Genomic DNA, 23,044 nt, shown 5'->3' on the forward strand with positions numbered 1-23,044 from the left:
TGACAACCCCCTGTCCCGTCCGGGACTTCACGCGGGACTTCTTTGCCAGGACTGCACGAGGAGACCGAGACACATGGCCTTTGGACGAGCCCGTCGCATACTCATCGCCGGCGGAGGGATCGGCGGCCTGGCCGCGGCCCTCGCGCTGCAGCGCAAGGGCTTCGAGCCCGTCGTCCTCGAACGCGCCGACTCCCTGCGCGACGGCGGCGCGGGACTGCACATCTGGACCAACGGCGTCCTCGCCCTGGACCACCTGGGCCTGGCCGACAAGGTCCTCGAGGTCGCCCCCGTCCAGCACACCGCCCACTTCACCACCTCGCGCGGCGACATCCTGGGCGCCTGGCCCGTCGGCGACTTCGTCGAGCGCTACGGCGCACCGACCATCGCCGTCGAACGCTCCGTCCTGCACGGCGTGCTGCGCGACGCCCTGGAGGGCTCACCGCTGCGCACCGGCGCCCAGGTCGTCTCCTTCGACCAGGACCCCGACGGCGTCACCGTCCGCTTCGCCGACGGCGGCAGCGAGCGCGGCGACCTGCTGATCGGCGCCGACGGCATCCACGGAGCCGTCCGCGACCACCTGTTCGGACCCGCCCGGAACATCTTCAGCGGCTACATCGCCTGGCGCGGCCGGGCCCCGATGGAGCACGCCGACATCCCGCCGGGCACCTTCAACGCCGTCTTCGGCCCGGGCACCCGCTTCACGTACTACGACGTCGCCCCCGGCCTGGTGCACTGGATGAGCGTGGCCAACGGCAAGCCGGGCGGACGCGACGGGACCGGCGTGCGGGACATGCTGCTCGACCGACACCGGGGATGGGCGGGACCGGTCGCCGACATCCTGCGCGCCACCCCCGAGGAGTGGATCCTGCGCGGCGACGTCGAGGGCCGCAAACCCGAACGGGCCTGGGGCAAGGGCCGCGTCACCCTGCTCGGGGACGCCGCGCACCCCATCACCTTCAACATCGGCCAGGGCGCCTGCCAGGCACTCGAGGACGCCCTCGTGCTGGCCGAACACCTCGAGCGCGGCGGCAGCGACCCGGTCGCCGCCCTGCGCCGCTACGAGGACGAACGCCGCCGGCGCACCGCCTCGCTGCAGCGCGTGGCCTGGTGGATCGGCAAGATGGGCGCGGTCGAGAACCCGCTGCTGATCAGGGCGCGGGAGGCCTTCATGCGCAAGAACTGGAACACCAAGGCGTTCCAGGCCGCCGAGAAGGACCAGGTCGCCTACGGCACCCGCTGGGCCGGCCCGCGCCAGAGCCACGCGGCCTGAACCGCCGGCCGGCGGCCCGGACACCCTGGGCCGGCCCGGCCGGCACAGCCGCAGTCGAGACACATTCAAGGAATGCGCCAGAGCGGGGTGCGAGATTCACCGGGTCGAGAACCCCTCGCCGACGGCTCGATGACCCGGATCACGACTCAGTGAGGCAGGAGCGGGGATGAGCGAGAACCGATTCACCATGTTTCCCGGACAGGGATCGCAACGCGCCGGCATGGCCGCGCACCTGCTGCGCGACCACCCCCGCACGGCGGGACGCGTCCTGGCCCGCGCCGAGGAGGCCACCGGCCTGGCGCTGAGCGAACTGTGCACCACCGCACCGGAGTCCGCCCTGGAGGCGACCGAGATCGCCCAGCCGGCCATCGTGGCCACCAGCCTCGCCGTGTACGAGATCCTGCGCGTCGAGGCCGGCTTCGTGCCCGGCGTGGTGGCCGGGCACAGCCTGGGGGAGTACACCGCCCTCGTGGCGGCCGGCGTCCTGGACGCCGGGGACGCGCTGCGCCTGGTCCGCCGCCGCGGCGAGCTGATGGCCGGTGTCTCCCGGCAGGCCGGCGGCGCGATGGCCGCGGTCATGGGACTGGCTCCCGCCCGGATCGAGGAGCTCTGCACGGCCGCCGCCGGCCACGGCGTGGTGGAGGTCGCCAACTACAACGAGGCGGGCCAGACGGTGATCTCCGGGCAGAGCGCCGCGGTCGCCGAAGCGATCAGGCTGGCCGGCGAGGCCGGCGCCGAACGCACCGTCGAGCTGAAGGTCTCCGCCCCCTTCCACTGCTCCCTGATGCGGGTCATCGAGGACGAGTTCGCCGCCGAACTCGAACGCGTCGACTTCCGCACCCCCCGGCTGCCGGTGATCAGCTCGGTGACCGGCGCCCAAGTCACCGGCGGCGCCCAGGCCCGCGACCTGCTGCGCCGCCAACTGGCGGGCCCCGTGCGCTGGGTGGACGTCCTGGCCACGGCCGCCGCGCTCGGCGTGGACGGCTACCTGGAGGCCGGACCCGGCCGGGTGCTGAGCGGCTTCGCCAAGCGCACCGCCCCCGACGCCCAGGTCCGCAGCACCAACGACGCCCGCCGGATCACCACCCTCCTGCGCGATCTCGCCCAGGAGTCCGCCGGCACTGCGGTGGCCGCCTAGCCGGCCGCGACAGCGCAGGACCGGCCGGCTGCCGTCCCCGCCCCCGGGCGGGCCGGCATCCCGGCGGCGGCGCCGCACGAGGCGAGCGACCACGACGGCCCGCGGCCCCCGGGGGCCCGGGTGACCAGCGAACAACCCATCTGAGAGGCAACAACGGTGTCCGAAACCCTCATTCCCACCACGACCGACTACCTGTCCGCGGTGCAGGCGGCCGTCGCCGACGCCCTGGGCATCGACGAGTCCGAGGCCGTCCCCGAGGCCACCCTGCTCGGCGAGCTCGGAGCCGAGTCGATCGACCTGCTCGACATCCTGTTCCGCCTGGAACGCGCCACCAAGGTCAAGATCACCATCTCCGACATCGCCGACCTGCTCCAGGGCGGCATCCCCGACGAGGAGTTCGGCGACGAGAACGAGGTCGTCAACGACCGCGGCCTGAGCCACCTGGAGAGCGTGCTGCCCCAGTTCGACCGCAGCCAGCTCGCCGAACCCCTGACCGCCGAGGGCGTCCTGGGCCTGTTCACCGTCCAGAACCTCACCGACCTGCTGACCGAGCGGGCGCGGGCCTCCCAGGACGCCTGAGCGGCCACCCCGCCACGGCCGGTGCCCGGGCCGACGACGCCCCGGGCACCGGCCGGCCCGGCCGCCCCGCACACCACAGGCCGCCCCTCTCGCAGCAGAAACGGGAAGAGACAGATGAAGCTGAAGGACCGCACCGCCCTGGTCACCGGTGCCTCGCGCGGCATCGGCCGGGCCATCGCCCTGGCCCTGGCCGAGCAGGGGGCGGCCGTCGCAGTCAACTACCGCTCCCGCCAGGACGACGCGCTCGCGGTGGTCAAGGAGATCGAGGCGGCGGGCGGCCGGGCCGTCGCGATCGGCGCCGACGTCGCCGACCCTCTACAGGCGCAGCGCCTGGCCGCCGAGGCCACCGAACGGCTCGGCCCCCTGAACATCCTCGTCAACAACGCCGGCGTCAGCGACGACGGACTGATCTACGACTCACCCCCCGACGCCTGGCTCGACGTCATGAAGGTCAACTTCGGCGGCGCCTACCACTGCACGCACGCCGTCATGGAACAGTTCATGGCCCAGGGCGAGGCCACGGTCGTCAACGTCTCCTCCGCCATGGGCGAACGCGGCTGGATCGGCCAGTCCAACTACTCCGCCTCCAAGGGCGCCCTCAACTCCTTCACCCGCTGCGCCGCCGTCGAACTCGCCCGCTTCGGCGTACGGGTCAACGCGGTACTGGCCGGGTTCACCCCGACCGAACTGGTCGAGGAGGTCTTCCAGCGCGACGGCGGCAAGAGCATCAAACGGCAGATCCCGCTGCGCCGGTTCGCCACCACCGAACAGGTCGCCGCCGCCGCCGTCTTCCTCGCCGGCCCCGACTCCGGCTACATCACCGGCGAACTGCTCACCGTCGACGGCGGCTTCACCGCCCAGCTCGGCGTTGGCCGTCCCTGACCGCCGCCACGCAGACAAGGGCGAAAGAAGACGATGCGATTCCATCTGATCGACAGGATCGAGACGCTGGCACCGGGCGAGCACATCAGGGCCCGCAAGGTCACCGCCGCCGACGAGACCTACTGGCAGGCCACCGGGCAGGGCCCCGCCCTGCCCTTCGGACTGGCCCTGGAGGCCCTGTGCCAGGCGGCGACCTGGCTGATCATGATCAGCACCGACCACCGGCTGCGCGCAGCGCTCCTCGCGGTCGGCGAGGCCACCCAGCACCGGGCCGTGGCACCCGGCGACGTACTCCACATGCACGCCACGATCGAGTCCATGACCGAGGAGGCCGCCATTTTGGACGGCACCGTGAGCGCGGGCGGCGAAACCGTACTGAGCGCCCAGGGCATCCTGTGCGCCCTCATCGACGCCGAACGCCTCGACGACCCGGCCGCCACCCGGCGCATGGCACATCAGCTGCAGGGCGGAGGGCCGGTGGGATGACACGCGTAGCGATCACCGCGGTGGGCGCGGTCACCCCGCTGGGCAACGACGCCGACACCACCTGGGAGGGCCTGGCCACCGGACGCAACGGCGTGGGCCGGCTGACCACCTTCGACACCGACGGCTTCCCCGTGCACATCGCCGCCATGGTCGAGGACTTCGACCCGGCCACCGCCATCCCCGCCAAGGTCGGCCGCAAACACCTCTCCCGCGTCGGCCAGTTCGGCGTCGCCGCCGCCTGGGAAGCGGTCCGCAAGGCCGGCCTCGACACCCTTCCCGAGGACGTCTACGGCCCCGGCGAACGCGGCGTCGCCATGGGCGCCAGCGTCGGCCGGCCCGACCTGCAGGTCCTGCTGGACATCGGCCGGCTGCGCGCCACCACCGGCAACCCCGAGGCCTTCGTGTGCCGGCCGCCGGGCGTCACCCTGACCGACGACCAGAACGTCCCGCTGGCCGCGATGAGCCGCATGATCGGCGCCACCGGACCGATGATGGGCATCAGCACCGCCTGCTCCGGCTCCGGGCACGCCATCGGCGAGGCCTTCCGCGCCATCCAGGAAGGCGACGCCCAGGTCATGGTCGCCGGCGGCTACGACTCGCTGACCACCTGGCTGGACGTCCTCGGCTTCAGCCTCCTGGGCGCCCTGACCGACCGCCACAACGACGATCCCGAACACGCCTCACGCCCCTTCGACGCGGACCGTTCCGGCTTCGTCGTCGGCGAGGGCGCCGTCGCCGTCGTCCTGGAGAACATGGACACCGCCCGCGCCCGCGGCGCCACCGTCCTGGCCGAGGTCCTCGGCTACGGCTCCACCCTCAACGCCTGGCGCATCACCGACTCGCCGCCCGACGGCTCCGGCGCGATCCAGGCCATGGAAGGCGCCCTCGCCGACTCCGGCCTGAGTACCGGCGACATCGACTACGTCGTCGCCCACGGCACCAGCACCCACGGCAACGACCGCTCCGAGACCGTCGCCATCAAGAAGGTGTTCGGCGCCGACGCCCAGCGCCTGGTCGTCAGCGCCCCCAAGTCCATGGCCGGGCACCTGACCTCGGCCAGCCTGGGCCTGGGCGTACTCGCCGCGATCGGCGCGATGCGCCACTCGCTGGTGCCGCCCACCACCAACCTGGACCGCCCCGACCGCGGTCTCGACCTGGACTACGTGCCGCACACCGCGCGCCCCATGCCCGTCGACGCGGTCCTGATCAACGCGTTCGCCTTCGGCGGCAGCAACACCAGCATCGTCGTGGGCGCCGTGCGGGAGGACGCATGACCACCCCGACCATCCTTCCCCCGACCCTGCCGGCCGGCCTGGACCGGCTGCTGGAATGGGAACCGGGCCGCCGGGCGGTGGCCGTGCGCAACGTGCCCGCCACCCTGCCCGTCTTCGACCACCACTTCCCCCGCCACCCGATCCTGCCGGGCGTGCTGCTGCTGGAGAGCATGGCCGCCCTCGCCCGCACCACCGCCGACGGCGCAACCCACTGGCGCCTGGTGTCCGTCAGGGGCGTGCGCTTCAAGCACTTCGTCGCACCCGGCGACCAGGTCCACATCAGCGTCGACGTGACCGCGACGACCAAGGACACCACCGAGGTACGGGCCGCCGCCCGCGTCGCGGACCGGGTGGTCGCCACCGCGCGCGCCCTGGTCCTCGCGCGCGACGACGAGCCCCGGGAGGGCACCTCATGAGCGACGACAGGCGACGCGTGATGGTCACCGGCATCGGCCTGATGACCGCCATCGGACAGGGCGCCGCCCCCACCTGGCACAACCTGCTCGCCGGCCGCACCGGCATCGCACCCCTGCGCTCCTACGACCCCACCCCCCTGCGCACCCGCATCGGCGCCGAGATCCACGACTTCGACCCCGCCCAGTGGGCCGGCCGGCGCACCCTGCGCATGCTGTGCCGCAGCGACCAGCTCGCCCTCGCCGGCGCCACCCTCGCCCTGCGCGACGCCGGACTCGACCACGACGGCGACCACGGCCACCGCACGGGCCTGTTCCTGGGCAGCAACAAGGAAATGCCCCGCATGGACGAGCTGATCGACCAGCTCCAGGCCGTGCGCTCCCCGGACGGCACCCCCGACCTGCGCAAGCTGGGCCGAACCGCCCGCTCGGTCGTCGCCCCGCTGTTCTTCGTCGAAGGACTCCAGCCCGCGGCCGCCTTCCACATCTCCGAGAAGTTCGGCATCCGCGGCGCCAACGCCTACTTCGCCGGCACCGCCGACTCCGGCGCCATGGCCATCGGCCGGGCCATGCGCACCGTACGGCGCGGCGAGGCCGACGTCGTGGTGGCCGGCGGCTACGACGACGCCACCGGCTGGTGGGCGATGTCCAAGATGGACGGACTGGGCGTCCTGAGCCCCCACACCGACCGCGGCGCCGAGGCCTTCCGCCCCTTCGACCGCGACCGCAGCGGCTCCGTCTTCGGCGAAGGAGCGGCCCTGCTCGTCCTGGAGGAACGCGAACACGCCCTGGCCCGCGGCGCCCACTGCTACGCCGAGATCACCGGCTTCGGCTCCGGCAACGACTGCGTACGCCCCCCCAGCCCCCAGCCCCGCGCCCGCGGCCTGGCCCACGCCATCGGCCGCGCCCTGACCGACGCCGGCAGCGCCTTCCCCGACGGCAGCTACATCGCCGCCCACGGCTGCGCCACCGTCCAGGGCGACGCCAGCGAGACCGTCGCCCTGCACGACGCGCTCGGCACGGCCGCCAAGTCGGCACAGATCAGCAGCGTCAAACCGCAGACCGGACACCTGGTCGGCGGCGCAGGCGCCCTCAACGCGGCGGTGGCGGCCCTCACCCTGGACTCCGGCATCGTCCCGGCCACCCAGAACCTGCACCACCCCGCGGCCGACTGCGACCTGGACTACGTCCCGCTCACCCCGCGCGAGACCCGGCCCCACAACGCGCTGGCCCTCGCCCGCGGCCTGGAAGGACAAGCCGTGGCCATCGCCCTGGAGCGCACGTCATGACGGAAATACCCGAAAGGAGCGCGGACATGAGCGATCACAGCGCTCGGCGCAGGGTCGTGGTCTGCGGCGTGGGAGCCGTGACGGCCCACGGTGACACGGTCACCGCGCTGTGGGAGGGCGTGAAGGCGGGCAAGGCGGCCATCACCCCCGTGCAGCAGCTGCCGATGGACGGCTACGGCACCACGATCGGCGGCGAGGTCCGCGACAGCCGCCTGCCCGCCTACGACTACCTCGCCGCCTTCGACGGACGCACACGCGAACCCGCCGTGGACTTCGCGCTCGTCGCCGCCGAGGAGGCACTGCGCCAGGCGGGCCTTCACCAGGTACCGGCCGAACGCTGGGGCGTGGCCTTCGGCTCCTGCAACGGCGGCCTGCGCAGCGCCGAACAACTCGTACGCCGCACCCGCGCCGGCCACTCGGACGCACCCGACGGCCGGCACTACCTGCTGGTGCCGCCGCAGGCCATCGCCGAGGCACTCAGCGGCGCGTTCTCGCTCAAGGGCCCCTGCCTGTCCGTCAACACCGCCTGCGCCTCCGGCGCCCACGCCATCGCCCACGCCCTGGAATCGATCGCCGCCGGACGCGCCGACGCGATGCTGGTCGGCGGCAGCGACGCCTTCACCGAGACCGCGTTCGCCGGCTTCACCAGCCTCCAGTCGCTGTCCGCCAAACCCGCCGCGCCCTACTCCAAGGACCGCGACGGCCTCTCCCTGGGCGAGGGCGCCGGCATGCTGGTACTGGCCGAGGAGTCGGTGGCCCGCGCCGCCGGCGCCCCCGTCCTCGCCGAGGTCCTCGGCTACGGCCTGTCCGCCGACGGCTACCACGCCACCGCCCCCCATCCCGAGGGCGAGGGCGCCGCCCGCGCCATCCGCTCCGCGCTCCAGGCCGCCGGCCTCGCACCCGAGGACGTCGGCTACATCAACGGCCACGGCACCGGCACCCCCAAGAACGACTCGGCGGAGTCCAACGCCGTACGGGCCGCGCTCGGCGACGCCGCCGAGAAGACGGCGCTCAGCAGCTCCAAGTCGATGGTCGGGCACCTGCTGGGCGCGGCCGGCGCGGTGGAGGCCATCCTCACCGTGCAGGCCCTGGTGGAGCAGACCGCCCCGCCCACCGCGAACTTCACCGGCGCCGACCCCAAGTGCGGCCTGGACGCGGTGCCAGGCGCGGCACGCGCCATGGACCTCGCCACCGCCCTGACCAACAACTTCGCCTTCGCCGGCGCCAACGCCTGCGTCGCCTTCGGCGATCCCGCCCGCCGGCGCCCCGCCGCCACCGGCCGCCCCGCCCCCGACAAGGTCGTGATCACCGGGTTCGCCGCGGTCACGGCGGCGGGCGAGGGCACCGACACGCTGTGGCAGGCCTTCGGCGAGGGCCGGGCCCTGGGGGAGGAGGAGGACGGCCTGCGCGTCGCCCGCGCCCGCTTCGACCCCGACACCCACATCAGCCCCCGCGACCGGCGCCGCATGGACCGCCTCGGCCAGCTCGCCGTCGCCACCAGCCGCGCCGCCCTGGAACACGCCGGACGCACCGCCGACGAACGGGTCGGCGTGGTGCTGGGCACCGGACTCGGCCCGATGCGCAGCATCGAGGAGTTCCTGCTGCCGGTCCTCGCCGGCTGCCCCGCCCACGGCAGCCCGGCGATCTTCCCGAACACCGTCTTCAACGCCGCCGCCGGCCAGGTGGCCATGCACGTCGGCGCCAAGGGCCCCACCTCCACGGTGACCACCGGCCACGCGGCCGGCGCCTCCGCGCTGACCGTCGCCCACGACCTGCTGCTCCAGCACCGGGCGGACGCGGTGCTGTGCCCCGCGGTGGAGGACCTGTCGCCCGGCGTGCTCGACGCCTACCGGCGCCTGCCGCTGTTCGACGACCCCGGCTACACCCTCGCCGAGGCCGGCATCACCCTCGTCCTGGAGCGGGAGTCGACCGCACGGGCACGCGGCGCCCGGGTGTGGGGGGAGATCGCCGGGCACGGCACCGCCTGCGACGCCCAGGGCATCGGCCGCTGGGACCCGCAGGGCGAGGGCCTGGAGCGCGCCATGCGCCAGGCCCTGGACCACGCCGGGGTGAGCGCCGGGGACCTGGCCGGGGTGTGGGCCAACGCGGCCGGCCTCAAGCGGGTGGACGCCCCCGAGGCACTGGCCACCGACCGGCTGGCCGGCCGGCCCGACCTGCCCGTCCACACCCCCAAGCACATCGTCGGCGAACCCGTCGGCGCCGGCGCCCAGCTGTCCGCCGTGCTCGCGGTGACCGGATGGACCCGCGGCCTGGACCTGGGCCCCGTACTCGTCAACAGCTCCTCCCTCGGCGGCACCCACATCAGCCTCGTCCTGCGCCCCACCACCGACTGACCCCACCCCCGGCGCGGCAAACCGCCCGCCTCCCGCCCCCGACAACCGACCCGCCCCCACCCGGGAGCACCGGACCCGCCCCACCGAGAACGGGCCCCGGCCCCGGCGGGGGAGCACCGGCCGCCACGCCCTAGCGGCGGTAGCGAACAACCCCGCCTCCCGCCCCTGCGGCAACCGGCACCCCCTCGCAAGGCGGAAGCCGCCTGCCGCCCCCGACAACCCACCCCGTCCCGGCAGCGGAGAACCGGCCGCCACGCCCGGCGGCGCAGAACAGCCGAACGCCCCGCCCCCACCCACCGGCACCGCCCCGCGGCGAAAGGCCGAGGCCGCCTCCCGCCCCGGGAACGGTCCCGGCGGGGGAGCACCGGCCCCGTCCTCCGCCCCCCGGGGACCGGCACCGCCCCGCCCCGCTACGGCGATCCGACCACGCGTCCCGCAACGGAGAACTGACCATGCCTTCTGCCGCCCCCTCTCCCACCGACCGCCACGTGTCGATCCTCGCCACGGGCGGCTACCTGCCGGGCGACCCGCTGGACAACGACGCCCTCGCCCGGCTGTGCGGCCCGCTGCCCGACGACGTGCTGGAGGGCATCCAGGTCCGCCGCCGGCACTGGATGATCGACCCGGCCACCGGCGAACACCGCGTCAGCACCTCGCAGATGGCCACCGCCGCGGCCCGCCAGGCCCTCGCCCGGGCCGGCGTCGAGGCGTCGGAGATCGACCTGATCGTGATGTCCACCGCGAGCCCCGACTACCTGCTGCCCGTCGCCGGCACCTACGTCCAGGAGCAGCTCGGCCTGGAGAGCTGCGCGGTGATCGAGGTGCGGGCCGGCTGCGTCGGCGCCGTCCAGGCACTGGACATCGCCCGCCGCCAGCTCGCCGACGGCACCTACCGCACCGCCCTGGTGATCGGCGCCGAGGCCGTCTCCCCGCTGCTCGCACCGGTCTTCCTCGGCAAGGACCCGCACAGCGTGCGGATGCGGGACCGGCTCACCGTCTACACCTTCGGCGACGGCGCGGGCGCCATGGTGCTGCGCGCGGGCGAGGCCGGCTCCGCCCACGAGGGCAGCCGGCAGGTGTTCGCCACCCGCTCCATGGGCGGCACCCGCAAGCCCGGCATGCTCATCGTCGGCGGCGGCACCGACGCCCCCCTGGCCGAACAGCAGCGCCGCAAGCGCCTGATGGACATCCGGCTCGACATCCCCGGCACCGCCTCCTTCGGGCCCCGCGTGTTCGTCGAGGGCATCCACGACATGCTGGACCGCTCCGGCCTCACCCTCGCGGACATCGACGCGTGCGTGCTGCCCGAGGGCAACGCCGAGTACTTCGCCAGCGAGTACGGCACGGCCGGACTGTCCGGCCCCGACCAGGCCCTGCTCAGCAAGACCATCGTGGAGAACCTCACCGACGTCGGCGCCACCGGCTCCGCGGCGGTACCGCTCGCCCTGGACGCCGGCTGGGCCGAGGGACGGATCCGGCCCGGCCACACCGTGCTGCTCCTGGCCATCGAGGCCAGCCGCTACCTGTACGCGGGTCTCACCCTGACCTGGGAAGCCCCCTTCCCCGGCCGGTGAGCCCGCACCCGCCATTGCTGCCCCAACCACCGCCCCGCCAGGGGCGCTGACCCGAAGGACGGAACGTGTCGACTCCAACGACGGTGCTCACCGGCGAGAGCGTGGAGGAGCGGAACAAGAGGACGATCCGCTCGGTCTTCGACGAGTTCGTCAACAAGGGCGACTTCTCCCTCGTCGACGAGATCTACAGCCCGGACATGATCGACCACCAGCCGCTGCCCGGCGCCCCCGAGGGCCCGGAGGGCGTGAAGTACACCATCGCCGGTCTGCGCGAGGGATTCCCCGACCTGCACGTGACCATCGAGGACATGAGCGCCCACGCCGACCACGTGGTCATCCACAACACCTGGCGCGGCACCCACCTCGGCGACTTCCTCGGCATCGCACCGACCGGCCGCTACATCGAGTTCCAGGGCGTCGTGGTGTGGCGCCTGCTGGAGAACGGCTTGATTGCCGAGCGCTGGGGCATCGGCGTGGAGTCCAACATGCTGGAGGTCCTCGGCATGCGCCGGCTCGCCCCCGCCGCCCGCTCCTCCGCCCGCGCCTCCGCGCGCAGGACCGCCCGGCCCGCCTCACTGCTGCTGCCCCTGCCCGAGGAGCGGGCCGAACGCTGGGCCGAAGCGCAGGCCGAGCTCGCCGGCCCCAGGCTGCGCGCCTACGAGGCCTCGCGCGCCCGGGCCGGCATCCAGCGCGAGTCCTTCGCCGCCCAGGAACTGGACGGCCGGCAGGTCGTCGTGGTCCAGATCGAGTCCCGCGACCCGGCGGCCGCCGCACGCCGCCTGCGCGACTCGCAGGACGCCTTCGACGTCTGGCTGCGCGCCGAGGCGGTGGCGGTGTTCGGCACCGACCCGTGGGCAACCCTCGCCGAAGGGCGCACCGAGCAGCAGCACGTGTGGACCTCCGTCACCGGCGAGATCGTGCGCTCCTGACCCGCACGGCCCCCACCTCACCGCGAGCCGTGCTCCGCCGGCACTCCACCGGTCCTCCGGCACCACTGGACCCGCATTGGATCTGCCACTGCTAATTTCCATATCACTGCTAGAGCAATATCTGTCCGGGGAAGGAACCGATCGATGCGGCAACGAAAACTCGGCGGCCAGGGACTGGTGGTGTCCGAGCAGGGACTCGGATGCATGGGCATGACCTTCGCCTACGGCCAGGCGGACGACGCCGAGGCCCTGCGCACCGCCCACCGGGCACTCGACCTCGGCATCACCCTGCTGGACACCGCCGACTTCTACGGCCCGCACACCAACGAGGAGTTCGTCGCCCGGATCATCGCCGGGCGGCGCGACGAGGTGACCGTCTCCTCCAAGGCCGGCAACGAGGTCTCCCCCCAGGGAGCCATCACCGGCCGCGTCAACGGCCGCCCCGACTACATCAGGGCCTGCATCGAGGGCAGCCTGCGCCGGCTGGGCACCGACCGGATCGACCTGTACTACCTCCACCGCGTCGACCCCGACGTCCCCGTCGAGGAGACCTTCGGCGCCCTCGCCGACCTGGTCACCGCCGGCAAGGTGCGCCACCTCGGCATCTGCGAGGCCTCCGCGGCCACCATCCGCCGCGCCCACGCCGTGCACCCGCTGACCGCCGTGCAGACGGAGTACTCGCTGGCCACCCGCGACGTGGAGGCCAACGGCGTCCTGGCCGCCTGCCGCGACCTGGGCATCGGCTTCGTCGCCTACAGCCCGCTCGGGCGCGGCCTGCTCACCGGCCGCATCCGCAGCCTCGACCACCTGGCCGAGAACGACTTCCGGCGGATCGTGCCCCGCTTCCAGGCGGACAACCTCGAGGCCAACCTCCACGTCGTCGAGCGCCTCGAGGCCCTGGCCGCCGCCAAGAACATCACCACCGGCCAGCTGGCGCTGGCCTGGGTCCTCGCCCAGGGCGACGACGTCGTGGCCATCCCCGGCACCAAGCGCGTGACCTACCTCGAGGAGAACACCGCCGCCTCCGGCGTGAGCCTGAGCGCGGACGACCTCGCGGCCCTCGACGAGATCGCCCCCCACGGCGTCGCCGCCGGCGACCGCTACCCGGCCGGCGCCATGGCCACCCTCAACCGCTGAACGCCCGCGCACGCGAAGGCGAGTGAAGAGCACAATGCCCACCAACATCACCATCATCGGCGGCGGGCTGGCCGGGCTGACCGCGGCGATCGCCGCCGCCGAGCAGGGCGCCCGCGTCAGCCTGCACGAGGCCCACTCCCACCTGGGAGGCCGCGCCCGCTCGGCGGACGGACCCTACGTCACCAACGACGGCCCGCACACCATCATGAACAACGGCGACGCCTGGCAGTGGCTCATCCAGCGCGGCGTGGCCGGCCACTACGTGCGGCTGTCCTTCCACGAGTGGACCCGGATGCGTTTCCGTCACCGGGGCCGGCTGCGCATGACCCTGCCGCCCGGCTACATGCGCATGACGCTCCTCAACCGCGACCGGCCGGTGCCCGTCGACCGCTCCTTCCAGGACTGGGCGAGCGAGCACTTCCCCGAGGAGACCGTCGGCGAGGCCCTCGGCTTCCTCGGCCCCATCCTCTTCGACGGCGACCCGGGCCGGCTGTCGGCCGCGTTCGTGTGGGAACGGCTGCTGCGCGTCGGCACCCCCAAGTTCCCCCTGCCCAGCCGCTACTTCATCGGCGGCTGGGGCACGCTGGTCGACCGCATGGCCCGCGTCGCACGCCGGCACGGCGTCACCATCGAGACGAACTCGCGCCTGACCGAACTGCCCACCGACGGGCCGGTGATCGTGGCGACCTCGCTGGCCGCCGCCCGCGGCCTGCTCGGCGAGCCCACCCTGGACTGGCCCAGCGGCACCGCCGCCCTGCTCGACATGGCCGTCACCCGTTCCAAGAAGGACGGCAACGTCTCCTTCGACATGGACGAGGGCGGCTTCACCTCCCAGTACTCCGACCACGACCCCTCCCTCGCCCCCCAGGGCGAGGCCCTCTTCCAGGGCGCCATGCCGCTGCGGCCCGGCGAGAACAAGGCCGGCGCCCTCGAACGGCTGGAAAAGCTCTACGACCTGACGACACCGGGCTGGCGCGAGCGGCTGCTGTGGCGCCGCGAGGGCATCTCCCGCCACCGCACCGGCGCACTCGACCTGCCCGGCACGACCTGGCGGGACCGCCCCGCCGTCGACCGCGGCGACGGCGTCTACCTCATCGGGGACAGCGTCGCCGCCCCCGGCATCCTCGCCGAGACCTCGATCCTCAGCGGCCTGAAGGCCGCGGAACTCGCCGTGCGAGCCCTGCCCGTGGCGCGCCGCACCGCCGTGACCGCCGGCTGAGTTCCCCCGTCCACCCAGGGGGTGTGTACCACCATGAGAATCACACTGTCCGAGCGCGGCACCCCGGACTGGACGGTCTGCGCCGACCTCGTCCAGACCGTGTTCGCCCAGAAGTACCACGCCAGCGTACGGCCCGACCCCGATGCCTTCCTGGCCTACTTCGAGGACAACGGCGACGGCACCGAGGCCGCCCTCGCCTGCGCCGGCCTGACCTTCCCCGAAGGCGGCGAGGTCCTGCTGGAGACCTACCTCGACCACCCCGTCGAACAGGTCATCGCCGCGGCCACCGGCGACGAGGTCTCCCGCAGGCAGATCCTGCAGATCGGCAACATCGCCTCCGTCCGGGCCAGCGCCGGCGGCGAGATCATCAAGGCGATCCCCCTGGTCATGGCCTGCCTCGGCCGCCCCTACGCGGTCATGACGATGACCAGCCGGCTGTCCCTGCTGATGCAGCGCCTCGGCGTGGTCTTCCACCCCCTGGGCGAAGCCACCCCCGACCGCCTCACCCCCGAGGAAGCGGCCGCCTGGGGCTCCTACTACGACACCCGGCCCGTCGTCGGATGGGCCGAGGCGGCCGCCCAGAGCACCCTGCTGCTCGCCGCGATCGGCCGGTACTGCTTCGAGTCGGTCGACATGCGGCTGGTCCGCAACGGCCCCGGACGAAGGGGACTGGCCCATGCGGCCTGACACCACACCCCTCTCGCTGACCACGGGCCTGCTGGAACGCGCCGGCAGCGACGCCGTCATGGTGCGCGTCCTGCCCCCCGACGGCGGCCGGCCCACCGAGTGGACCTACCGCCAGCTCATCGGCGCCGCCCTCGCCCTGGCCGGCCGGCTGCGCGCCTTCACCCGCGAGCACGGCAGGCCGGCCCGCGTCGGCCTGCTCGCCGACAACTCGCCCGAATGGGTCGTGGCCGACCTCGCCCTGCTGTTCGCCCCCGCCGTGGAAATCCCGGTCCCCACCGCCTTCACCGCCCAGCAGGCCGCCTCCCTCCTCCACGACGCCGACTGGTGCCTGGTCGACACCGGCGGCCACCGCGCCCTCGAACGCTGGCGCCGCGACAGCGGCACGGCCGTGCTGGGCGCCCACTGCACCGTCACCCCCCTCGACCTGCCGGCCCTCCTCACCCAGGCCCCGCCCGGCCCCCCGGACCGCACAGCCACCGCCGAGGACGCCGTCGTCAAGGTCATCCACACCTCCGGCACGACCTCCGCCCCCAAGGGCGTCAAGATCCGCCGGCACGGCCTGGACGCCCTGCTGACCTCGCTGCGCTCGCGCACCGGCACCGCCATATTCGAGCGCTACCTGTCGATCGTGCCGCTCAGCCTGCTCATCGAACAGGTCGCCGGCCTGTACATGCCCTTCCTCGCGGGCGGCTCGGTGACCTTCCTGCCGCCGGACACCGCCCTCGTGGGCACCGCCGCCGACGCCGCCCCCCGCATGCTCACCCTGCTGCGCCAGGCCCGGCCCACCGCCCTGGTCGTCCCGCCCACCGTGGCCGGCCTCTTCCTCGCCCTGTGCGACGAACGGCCCGACGAGGACACCACCGCCCGGCACGAGCGGATCTTCGGCCACCCGGGCCCCGTCTTCATCGCCTGCGGCGGCGCCCCCGTACCCGCCGAAGTCCTTCAGCGCCTGCACGCCCACGGCATCACCGTGCACGAGGGATACGGACTGAGCGAGAACTCCTCGGTGGTCTCCTGGAACGTGCCCGGCGAAGTCCGCTTCGGCACCGTCGGCCGCCCGCTCGACCACGTCGAGGCACGCATCGACGACGACGGCGAACTCCTCATCCGCAGCACCTCCCTGTTCGCCGGCTACACCCGCGAAGACCCCTCCAGCGTCGCCGTCGACCCCGCCGGATGGCTGCACACCGGCGACCTGGCCACCCTCGACGACGACGGCTACCTGCGCATCACCGGACGCCGCAAGAACCTCGTCATCACCGCCGGCGGACGCAACCTCTCACCCGAGTGGGTCGAGGCCCGCTACCGCGAACTCGGCTTCCTGCGGGAGGCCGCCGTCATCGCCGAAGGACTGCCCGAGGTCCACGGCCTGTTCGTCGTCGAGACCGGACTCGACCACCACAGCGCCCGCCGGCGCATCGAGGAGTTCGGCCGCACCCGCCTGTCCGACATCGAACGCGCCGCCGTCATCCACCTGATGTCCGCCGACGACCCCGACTACGCGCGCCTGTTCACCGTCACCGGCCGCCCGCGCCGCGACGCCGTCCGCTCCCACGTCCTGACGGGCCGCCCGGCGGCCACCCCACCCACCCAGATCAAGGAGACAGCATGAGCACCGCCGTCACGACGACCCCCTACGGCACCGGCAGCGGCCTCCTCGTCCGACCCGCAGGCGGCACCGCCCCGGCGGACATCGACCACGAGCACCTCCTCGCCCTCCTCGCCGAGGCCGGCTTCCTGCTGCTGCGCGGCTTCGACACCGACATGGCGGCGTTCACCGCACTGGTGCAGAACACCTCCACCTCCACCACCCTCGACCCGGCCCGCGACTTCTACTCCGAGGTCGCCCAGAAGGTCGACGCCGGCTTCGACGAGGTCGGCCTGCACACCGAGAACGGCAACAGCCCCTTCCGCTCCCACCTGGCCTGGTTCTTCTGCGAGAAGGCCGCCTCCTCCGGCTCCCAGACCACCGTCTGCGACGGCTACCGGGTCTGGGAGGCCCTCTCACCCGCCGCCCGCGAGGCGTTCGCCGCCCAGGACATCGTCTACAGCCGCTACGTCGCCGAACCCCAGTGGCGTGCCATGGCCCACCACCTCCTCGGCGGCACCAAGCCCGCCGAGGACATCGACGTCACCGAACTCCTCGCACTGGCCGGCCGCCTCGAGGGCACCGACATCGTCCCCGAGGCCGACGGCGGAGTGCGCTACTCCTTCACCACCCCGGCCGCCGGCACCACCGTCTTCGGCGAGCGCCCCTCCTTCGCCAACAGCATCCTCGGCCCCTCCTTCAACTACGAGAAGCCGACGATCACCTTCGCGGACGGCACCGAACTGGCCCCGCAGCTGCTCACCGAGGTGGAGGCGGTGACCGCCGCGCTGACGGAGAACCTCGACTGGCAGGACGGGGACATCGCCGTCATCGACAACACCCGCGTCATGCACGGCCGGCGCGCCATCACCGACGCCGACCGCACCATCTACAACGCCCTGAGCTACATCCAGGTCCCCGCCGTCGCCGCCTGAACCGCGCACCCCCACGCGCGAGGGCCCGCCCCCGGTGCGGCGGGCGGCGGGCCCCCTGAGAGGACGCCCATGGACACCGAACACCCCGCGCCCCCCACCGGCGCCGCCACCACCCCCCACCAGGGCGACCCGCCCGACCCGCGGCGCTGGCGGCTGCTCGTGTTCGTCGCGCTGGCCCAGTTCATGGTGCTCCTGGACACCACCGTCGTGAACCTCGCCCTGCCCGCCATCCAGACCGACCTCGCGGCGAGCGCCACGGCCACCGAATGGTTCCTGACCGGCTACATCCTCTGCTTCGGCGGCCTGATGCTGCTCGGCGGACGCACCGCCGACCGCTGGGGACGCAAGCCGACCTTCCTGCTCGGCGCCGCCCTGTTCACCGCCGCGTCCCTGCTGTGCGCACTCGCCGACGGCCCCGGCACGCTCATCACCGCCCGCGCCCTGCAGGGATGCGGCGCCGCGTTCCTGTCCCCGGCCGCGATGTCCCTGGTCACCACCGTCTTCCCGCACGGCAGGGAACGCACCACCGCGCTCGCCGTGTGGGCCGCGCTCGCCGGACTCGGCGGCACCCTCGGCGTCGTCGCGGGCGGCCTGATCACCGACAGCCTCAGCTGGCGCTGGATCTTCTACCTCAACCTCCCCTTCGGCCTCCTCGCCGTCACCGGCGTCCTGCTCCTCACCTCCGGCCGCCACGAACAGACCACCACCGGCACACGGCCCGACATCCTCGGCGCGCTCACCGTCACCTCCGGCCTGGCCGCACTGGTGTACGCCCTGGTCAACATCCAGGAACACGGCCTGCACTCCACCGCCTACGTGATCGCACCGGCGCTGGCCGCCGCGGCCCTGCTCACCACGTTCACCCTGGTCGAACTGCGCGCCGCCGACCCGCTGATGCCGATGCGGATGTTCGCCACCCGCTCCCTGACCACCGCCGCCACCGGCCGCGTCCTGACCAGCGCCGTACAGGCCGCCGTGCTCTTCCTGTGCAGCTACTACCTGCAGCGCACCCTCGGCTACTCCACCCTGAAGTCCGGCTTCGCCTTCCTGCCGCTGGGCCTGGCCGCCATCGCCGTCACCGCCCCGGCCACCCGCGTCATGCACCGCCTCGGCCCGCGCCCGGTCTACCTCGCCGGCGCCGCCGGCTCCGTCCTCGGCCTGCTGCTGCTCACCGCCGCCCCCCAGCACGGCCACTACCTGCCCCACGTGCTGCCCGCCCTGCTCGTCCTCGGCGCGGCCATGCAGTGCTGCGGCATCCCCGTCAACGTGCACGGCGTCTCCGCCATCCCCGCACACCAGCAGGGCATCGCCTCCGGCGTCCTCGTCTCCGCCTTCCAGATCGGCGCCTCGCTGGGCCTGGCCACCGTCGCCACCAGCGCCCTGAGCCGGACCACCGCACACCTGTCCCACGGCACCGCACCGGCCGCGGCCTGGCTCGACGGACTGCACCTGGGCTTCTGGATCACCCTCGGCATCGCCGTCCTCAACCTGATCAACGCCGCCGCCGGCATGCCCCGCCGCCGCACCGCCCACACCGCACGCACACCACAGGCCGCCTGACCCCCCCCACCGACCGACGGGAGACCCCCTCATGGCACGCCCCGGAGACGTCCTGCACCTCGGCGAGGACCGCCTCACCTTCCTGGCCACGGCCGCCGACACCAACGGCGCCTACGTCGAGGTCGAGGCGGACTACTCGCCCGCCTCCCTCCAGCCGCCTGTGCACTACCACCCCAAGCAGACCGAGCGGATGCAGGTCACCAGCGGCAGGATCAACCTGCTCCTCGACGGCGACCTGCGCGAATACGGCGCCGGCGACGAGTTCTACATCCCGCCGAACACCCCGCACTCCCTGTGGAACCCCGGCCCCGAACGCGCCCGGATCAACTGGCGCACCACCCCCGCCTACCGCACCGAGAAGGTCTTCGAGACCCTGTGGGGCCTGACCAACGAGGGCCGGCTGCGCCCCGACGGCACACCCTTCCTGCAGATGCCGCTGCTCGTGCTCGGCTTCCGCGACGAGTACCGCGTGGTCACCGGCCGCCCCCACCTGCTGGACGTGGCCCTGTGCACGGCGCTGGCCCCGCTGTCGGTGGCGATGGGCTACCGGCCCACCTACCGCCCGCCCCAGGTCCGCACGAGCCAGCCGGCCGCCTGACACCCGGCCGCCCGGCATCCGGCCGCCCGGCTTCCTGCCAGGTCGGCCGGTTCTCGAGCGCCGCGCGAGAGACAGGCGAGGAGACGGCCGTAGCGTCGGCGACGACCCCAACCGCCGCACGCGTGGAGGACTTTGCGACATGGCCAGCGACGAGCACGGATTCACCCTCCCGGGCGCGGATCTCCCGCAGCCCGACGCCGACCTGCGCGCCCGGCGCGAGGCGGTCGTCATCGCCCACACGATCGCCGAGACCCAGTGGGACATCGACGGCGTGTTCGCCACCTTCCCGCGCGGCCCGGTCTACCGCGTCCAGGCCTTCGAGGAGGGCCCGCTGGTCGGCGACGCGGCCATCCGCAAGGGCTACTTCGACGACATGCAGAAGGCGTTCCCGAACCTGGAGCACGACCTGCACGCCGTGCACCACACGCCCACCGCGGTGATCCTGGAGGCGCAGGCCCGCGGCAAGCAGGAAGCCGACTGGCGGGACATCCCCAACCGGGGCAAGTCCATCGACGCCCCGGTCTGCGTGATCTTCCACTTCGACGGTGACGTGCTGATCGACGAGACCCTCTACTTCGACGTCGCCACCTTCCAGCGCCAGCTCGCCTGAGACCCCTCTCCGCCCCGCCTTACCGGCCGGGCCCCCTGCCGCCTCCCCGGCAGGGGGCCCGGCCGCGCCGCCGTCCCGGCCACCCCGGTACGGGTGTTCGCCGGGCGCGCGGACAAGCGAATACGGGACCGGCCGGACTCCAGGGAAAGTCGAGCGCCCGTGCCTAGCGTCGACCGCGGCGGCCGGAGCTGCCGGCCGTGCTGTCGTGCGTGCTGCGGCCCGCCGGACCAGGTGCCGGCGACGCCCTGACGCACAGTCCGCCTCCAGAAAGGATGCTCGGATGAGCACCGCCAACCCCCCATCCCCGGGCGGAGGAACGAAGGGGACGGTCCTCTGGGCCATCCTCGTCACCGGCCTCGCCTCCTTCATGGCGGGCCTGGACAACCTCGTGATCATCACGGCGCTGCCCACCATCAAGGACGAACTCGGCGGAAGCCTGAGCGACCTCGAGTGGACGGTCAACGCCTACACCCTGTCCTTCGCGGTGCTGATGATGTTCGGTGCCGCCCTCGGCGACCGCTTCGGCCGGCGCCGCGTCTTCGGCCTGGGCCTGCTGCTGTTCACCGCGGCGTCCGCGGCCGCCGCCCTGGCACCGGGGGTCGGCGAACTCATCGCCGCCCGCGCCGTGCAGGGCGCCGGAGCGGCCATCATCATGCCGCTGTCGGTCACCTTGCTGACCGTCGCCGTCCCGCCCGAGAAACGCGGCTCCGCCCTCGGCATCTGGGGCGCGATCAACGGCCTGTCGATCGCCGCCGGACCGCTCGTCGGCGGCGCCGTCGTCGAGCACCTGTCCTGGCAGTGGATCTTCTGGCTCAACGTGCCCATCGGCCTGGCCCTGGCCCCGCTGGCGTTCCGCAAGCTCGGCGAGAGCCGGATCACCGACTCCCGCCTGGACGCGGTGGGCACCGTGCTGTCCGGCATCGGCCTGTTCGGCATCGTCCTCGGCCTGGTCAAGGGCCACGAGGAGGGCTGGACCTCGCCCCTGGTGCTCGGCTCCCTGATCGGCGGCACGGCCGTCATGGCCGCGTTCGTTGTCTGGGAGAACACCACCGAGCGGCCCATGGTGCCCATGCGCATGTTCCGCAACCGGGCCTTCACCGGCATCAACCTGGCCGGCGTACTCATGTCGGTCGGCATGTTCGGCGCCATCTTCCTGATGACCCAGTTCCTGCAGAACATCCAGGGCTACAGCGCGATGGACGCCGGCGTACGGCTGCTGGCCTGGACCGCCATGCCCATGGTGGTCGCACCGCTCGGCGGCATGATCTCCGACCGCATCGGCGGCAAACCCGTCGTCACCCTCGGCCTGGCCATGATGACCGCCGGCATGGCCTACTGGGCGCTGATCCTCGAACCGGACGTCTCCTACGCCGCGCAGCTGCCCTCCCTGATGGTCTGCGGCGCGGGCATGGCCCTGTTCTACGCGCCGCTGATGAACCTCACCATGGGCTCGGTCGCCGAACACGAGCAGGGCATCGCCTCCGGTGTCACGGCCGCCACCCGCGAGCTCGGCGCGGCCTTCGGCGTCGCCCTGCTGGCCTCCATCTTCAGCGCCAACGGCGGCTACGCCTCGCCGCAGAACTTCGTCGACGGCCTGGTCCCCGCCATGTGGGTGGGCGCCGCCGGGGTGGCCCTGGCCACCGCCGCCATGCTGGTCGTCCCCGGCCGGCGCGCAGCCCCCGCCGCCCCGGCGGCCGGCGACCCGGCCCCCGCACCCGCCACCGGCAAGGAGGCCTCCCCGGCCGCGGTGCGCTGAACCAACCCCTCACCACCTGGCGCGCGCCCGGACCCACCGGGCGCGCGTCCCTGTGCACACCCCGTCAGACAGGCCGCCCAGATACGGACCGAGGAGCCCATGGCCATCGAGGAGATGAAGGTCCAAGACGCCTTCAGGATCATCCCGTCATCCCTGCCGGACAACCGCGGATACTTCTTCGAAGCGTGGCGGTCGAGCGAGCTGACCGCGGCCAGCGGGCAGACCTTCACCGTCAAGCAGGTCAACTACTCGGTGTCCCGGCGCAACACGCTGCGCGGCATCCACGGCACGACGCTGCCGCCGGGCCAGGCCAAGCTGGTGACCTGCGTGCGCGGCGCCGCACTGGACGTCGTCGTCGACCTCAGGGTCGGCTCGCCCACCTTCGGCATGTTCGACACCACCCTCCAGGAAGCCGGCTCCGGCATCGGCGTCTACCTGGCGGACGGCCTGGGGCACGCCTTCCTGGCGCTGACCGACGACACCTGCATGAACTACCTGTGCTCCGAGGAGTACGTGCCCGGCACGATGGTGGACATCCAGGCCCTCGACCCCGACATCGGCATCGACTGGAACACGCGGGAGCCGTTCATCAGGTCCCAGAAGGACACCGACGCCCCCACGCTCGCCGAAGCGGTACGCCAGGGCCTGCTGCCCACCTACGAGCAGGCGAAGGCCTCCTACCGCACGCCCTGACCCGGACCCGGGCCGCCACCCGCCCGGCCCGCCACCGTGCCCCCGGCATGCCGCCGGGGGCACGGCCGTGTGG

General features: G+C 73.3%; 21 protein-coding genes. All 21 read left to right on the forward strand.

What is annotated here, in order from left to right:
• Positions 1-73 precede the first annotated feature (73 nt).
• The 21 genes from IEZ05_RS34015 (at position 74) to IEZ05_RS34115 (ending at position 22,971) form a co-directional block, all read left to right on the forward strand.
• Positions 74-1,270 (forward strand): FAD-dependent monooxygenase, encoded by a 1,197-nt coding sequence (locus tag IEZ05_RS34015; RefSeq protein WP_189234176.1) that lies wholly within the window; start codon positions 74-76, stop codon positions 1,268-1,270.
• A gap of 166 nt (positions 1,271-1,436) precedes the next feature.
• Positions 1,437-2,408, forward strand: a complete 972-nt coding sequence (gene fabD, locus IEZ05_RS34020) for an ACP S-malonyltransferase (protein ID WP_189234177.1) — start codon at positions 1,437-1,439, stop codon at positions 2,406-2,408.
• A gap of 156 nt (positions 2,409-2,564) precedes the next feature.
• Complete coding sequence (locus IEZ05_RS34025; protein WP_189234178.1) at positions 2,565-2,987, forward strand: acyl carrier protein; 423 nt, start codon at positions 2,565-2,567, stop codon at positions 2,985-2,987.
• A 114-nt stretch (positions 2,988-3,101) separates the two neighbouring features.
• Positions 3,102-3,869, forward strand: a complete 768-nt coding sequence (locus IEZ05_RS34030; RefSeq protein ID WP_189234179.1) for an SDR family NAD(P)-dependent oxidoreductase — start codon at positions 3,102-3,104, stop codon at positions 3,867-3,869.
• A gap of 33 nt (positions 3,870-3,902) precedes the next feature.
• Positions 3,903-4,355: a hotdog family protein gene (locus IEZ05_RS34035; RefSeq protein ID WP_189234180.1), complete on the forward strand. Its 453-nt coding sequence runs from the start codon at positions 3,903-3,905 to the stop codon at positions 4,353-4,355.
• Positions 4,352-5,629, forward strand: coding sequence for a beta-ketoacyl-[acyl-carrier-protein] synthase family protein (locus IEZ05_RS34040; protein WP_189234181.1), 1,278 nt, complete (start codon positions 4,352-4,354; stop codon positions 5,627-5,629). Before IEZ05_RS34035 ends, IEZ05_RS34040 begins: the two co-directional genes overlap by 4 nt.
• Entirely contained in the window at positions 5,626-6,045 is a 420-nt protein-coding gene (locus tag IEZ05_RS34045; RefSeq protein WP_189234182.1) for a 3-hydroxyacyl-ACP dehydratase FabZ family protein, read from the forward strand. Before IEZ05_RS34040 ends, IEZ05_RS34045 begins: the two co-directional genes overlap by 4 nt.
• Positions 6,042-7,331 (forward strand): beta-ketoacyl-[acyl-carrier-protein] synthase family protein, encoded by a 1,290-nt coding sequence (locus IEZ05_RS34050; RefSeq protein ID WP_189234183.1) that lies wholly within the window; start codon positions 6,042-6,044, stop codon positions 7,329-7,331. The genes IEZ05_RS34045 and IEZ05_RS34050 overlap by 4 nt, the downstream gene beginning before the upstream one ends.
• Before the next feature lie 26 nt (positions 7,332-7,357).
• A complete protein-coding gene (locus IEZ05_RS34055) occupies positions 7,358-9,685 on the forward strand; it encodes a beta-ketoacyl-[acyl-carrier-protein] synthase family protein (protein WP_229869977.1) in 2,328 nt (775 codons plus the stop codon).
• Positions 9,686-10,137: 452 nt separating this feature from the next.
• Positions 10,138-11,259 (forward strand): 3-oxoacyl-ACP synthase III family protein, encoded by a 1,122-nt coding sequence (locus IEZ05_RS34060; RefSeq protein ID WP_189234185.1) that lies wholly within the window; start codon positions 10,138-10,140, stop codon positions 11,257-11,259.
• A 65-nt stretch (positions 11,260-11,324) separates the two neighbouring features.
• Positions 11,325-12,188: an ester cyclase gene (locus IEZ05_RS34065; protein ID WP_189234186.1), complete on the forward strand. Its 864-nt coding sequence runs from the start codon at positions 11,325-11,327 to the stop codon at positions 12,186-12,188.
• Positions 12,189-12,332: 144 nt separating this feature from the next.
• A complete protein-coding gene (locus IEZ05_RS34070; RefSeq protein WP_189234187.1) occupies positions 12,333-13,325 on the forward strand; it encodes an aldo/keto reductase in 993 nt (330 codons plus the stop codon).
• A gap of 34 nt (positions 13,326-13,359) precedes the next feature.
• Positions 13,360-14,544, forward strand: coding sequence for an FAD-dependent oxidoreductase (locus IEZ05_RS34075; protein ID WP_189234188.1), 1,185 nt, complete (start codon positions 13,360-13,362; stop codon positions 14,542-14,544).
• A 33-nt stretch (positions 14,545-14,577) separates the two neighbouring features.
• The gene (locus tag IEZ05_RS34080) at positions 14,578-15,231 is read left to right on the forward strand and encodes a thermostable hemolysin (protein WP_189234189.1); all 654 of its coding nucleotides are present in this window, start codon (positions 14,578-14,580) and stop codon (positions 15,229-15,231) included.
• Positions 15,221-16,843 carry an AMP-binding protein gene (locus tag IEZ05_RS34085; RefSeq protein ID WP_189234190.1) on the forward strand — a complete coding sequence of 541 codons (1,623 nt, stop codon included), beginning with the start codon at positions 15,221-15,223 and terminating at the stop codon, positions 16,841-16,843. The genes IEZ05_RS34080 and IEZ05_RS34085 overlap by 11 nt, the downstream gene beginning before the upstream one ends.
• Positions 16,840-17,754, forward strand: a complete 915-nt coding sequence (locus IEZ05_RS34090) for a TauD/TfdA family dioxygenase (RefSeq protein WP_189234191.1) — start codon at positions 16,840-16,842, stop codon at positions 17,752-17,754. Before IEZ05_RS34085 ends, IEZ05_RS34090 begins: the two co-directional genes overlap by 4 nt.
• 69 nt (positions 17,755-17,823) lie before the next feature.
• On the forward strand, positions 17,824-19,314 hold the full coding sequence (locus IEZ05_RS34095; RefSeq protein ID WP_189234192.1) for an MFS transporter: 1,491 nt from the start codon (positions 17,824-17,826) through the stop codon (positions 19,312-19,314).
• Between the two features lie 31 nt (positions 19,315-19,345).
• Positions 19,346-19,912, forward strand: a complete 567-nt coding sequence (locus tag IEZ05_RS34100) for a cupin domain-containing protein (protein WP_189234193.1) — start codon at positions 19,346-19,348, stop codon at positions 19,910-19,912.
• Between the two features lie 139 nt (positions 19,913-20,051).
• Entirely contained in the window at positions 20,052-20,522 is a 471-nt protein-coding gene (locus tag IEZ05_RS34105; RefSeq protein WP_189234194.1) for an ester cyclase, read from the forward strand.
• 280 nt (positions 20,523-20,802) lie between these two features.
• A complete protein-coding gene (locus IEZ05_RS34110) occupies positions 20,803-22,278 on the forward strand; it encodes a DHA2 family efflux MFS transporter permease subunit (protein WP_189234195.1) in 1,476 nt (491 codons plus the stop codon).
• 99 nt (positions 22,279-22,377) lie between these two features.
• Positions 22,378-22,971: a dTDP-4-dehydrorhamnose 3,5-epimerase family protein gene (locus IEZ05_RS34115; RefSeq protein ID WP_189234196.1), complete on the forward strand. Its 594-nt coding sequence runs from the start codon at positions 22,378-22,380 to the stop codon at positions 22,969-22,971.
• Positions 22,972-23,044: the final 73 nt, after the last annotated feature.

The sequence above is a fragment of the Streptomyces flaveolus genome (assembly GCF_014648815.1).
Taxonomy (GTDB): domain Bacteria; phylum Actinomycetota; class Actinomycetes; order Streptomycetales; family Streptomycetaceae; genus Streptomyces; species Streptomyces flaveolus.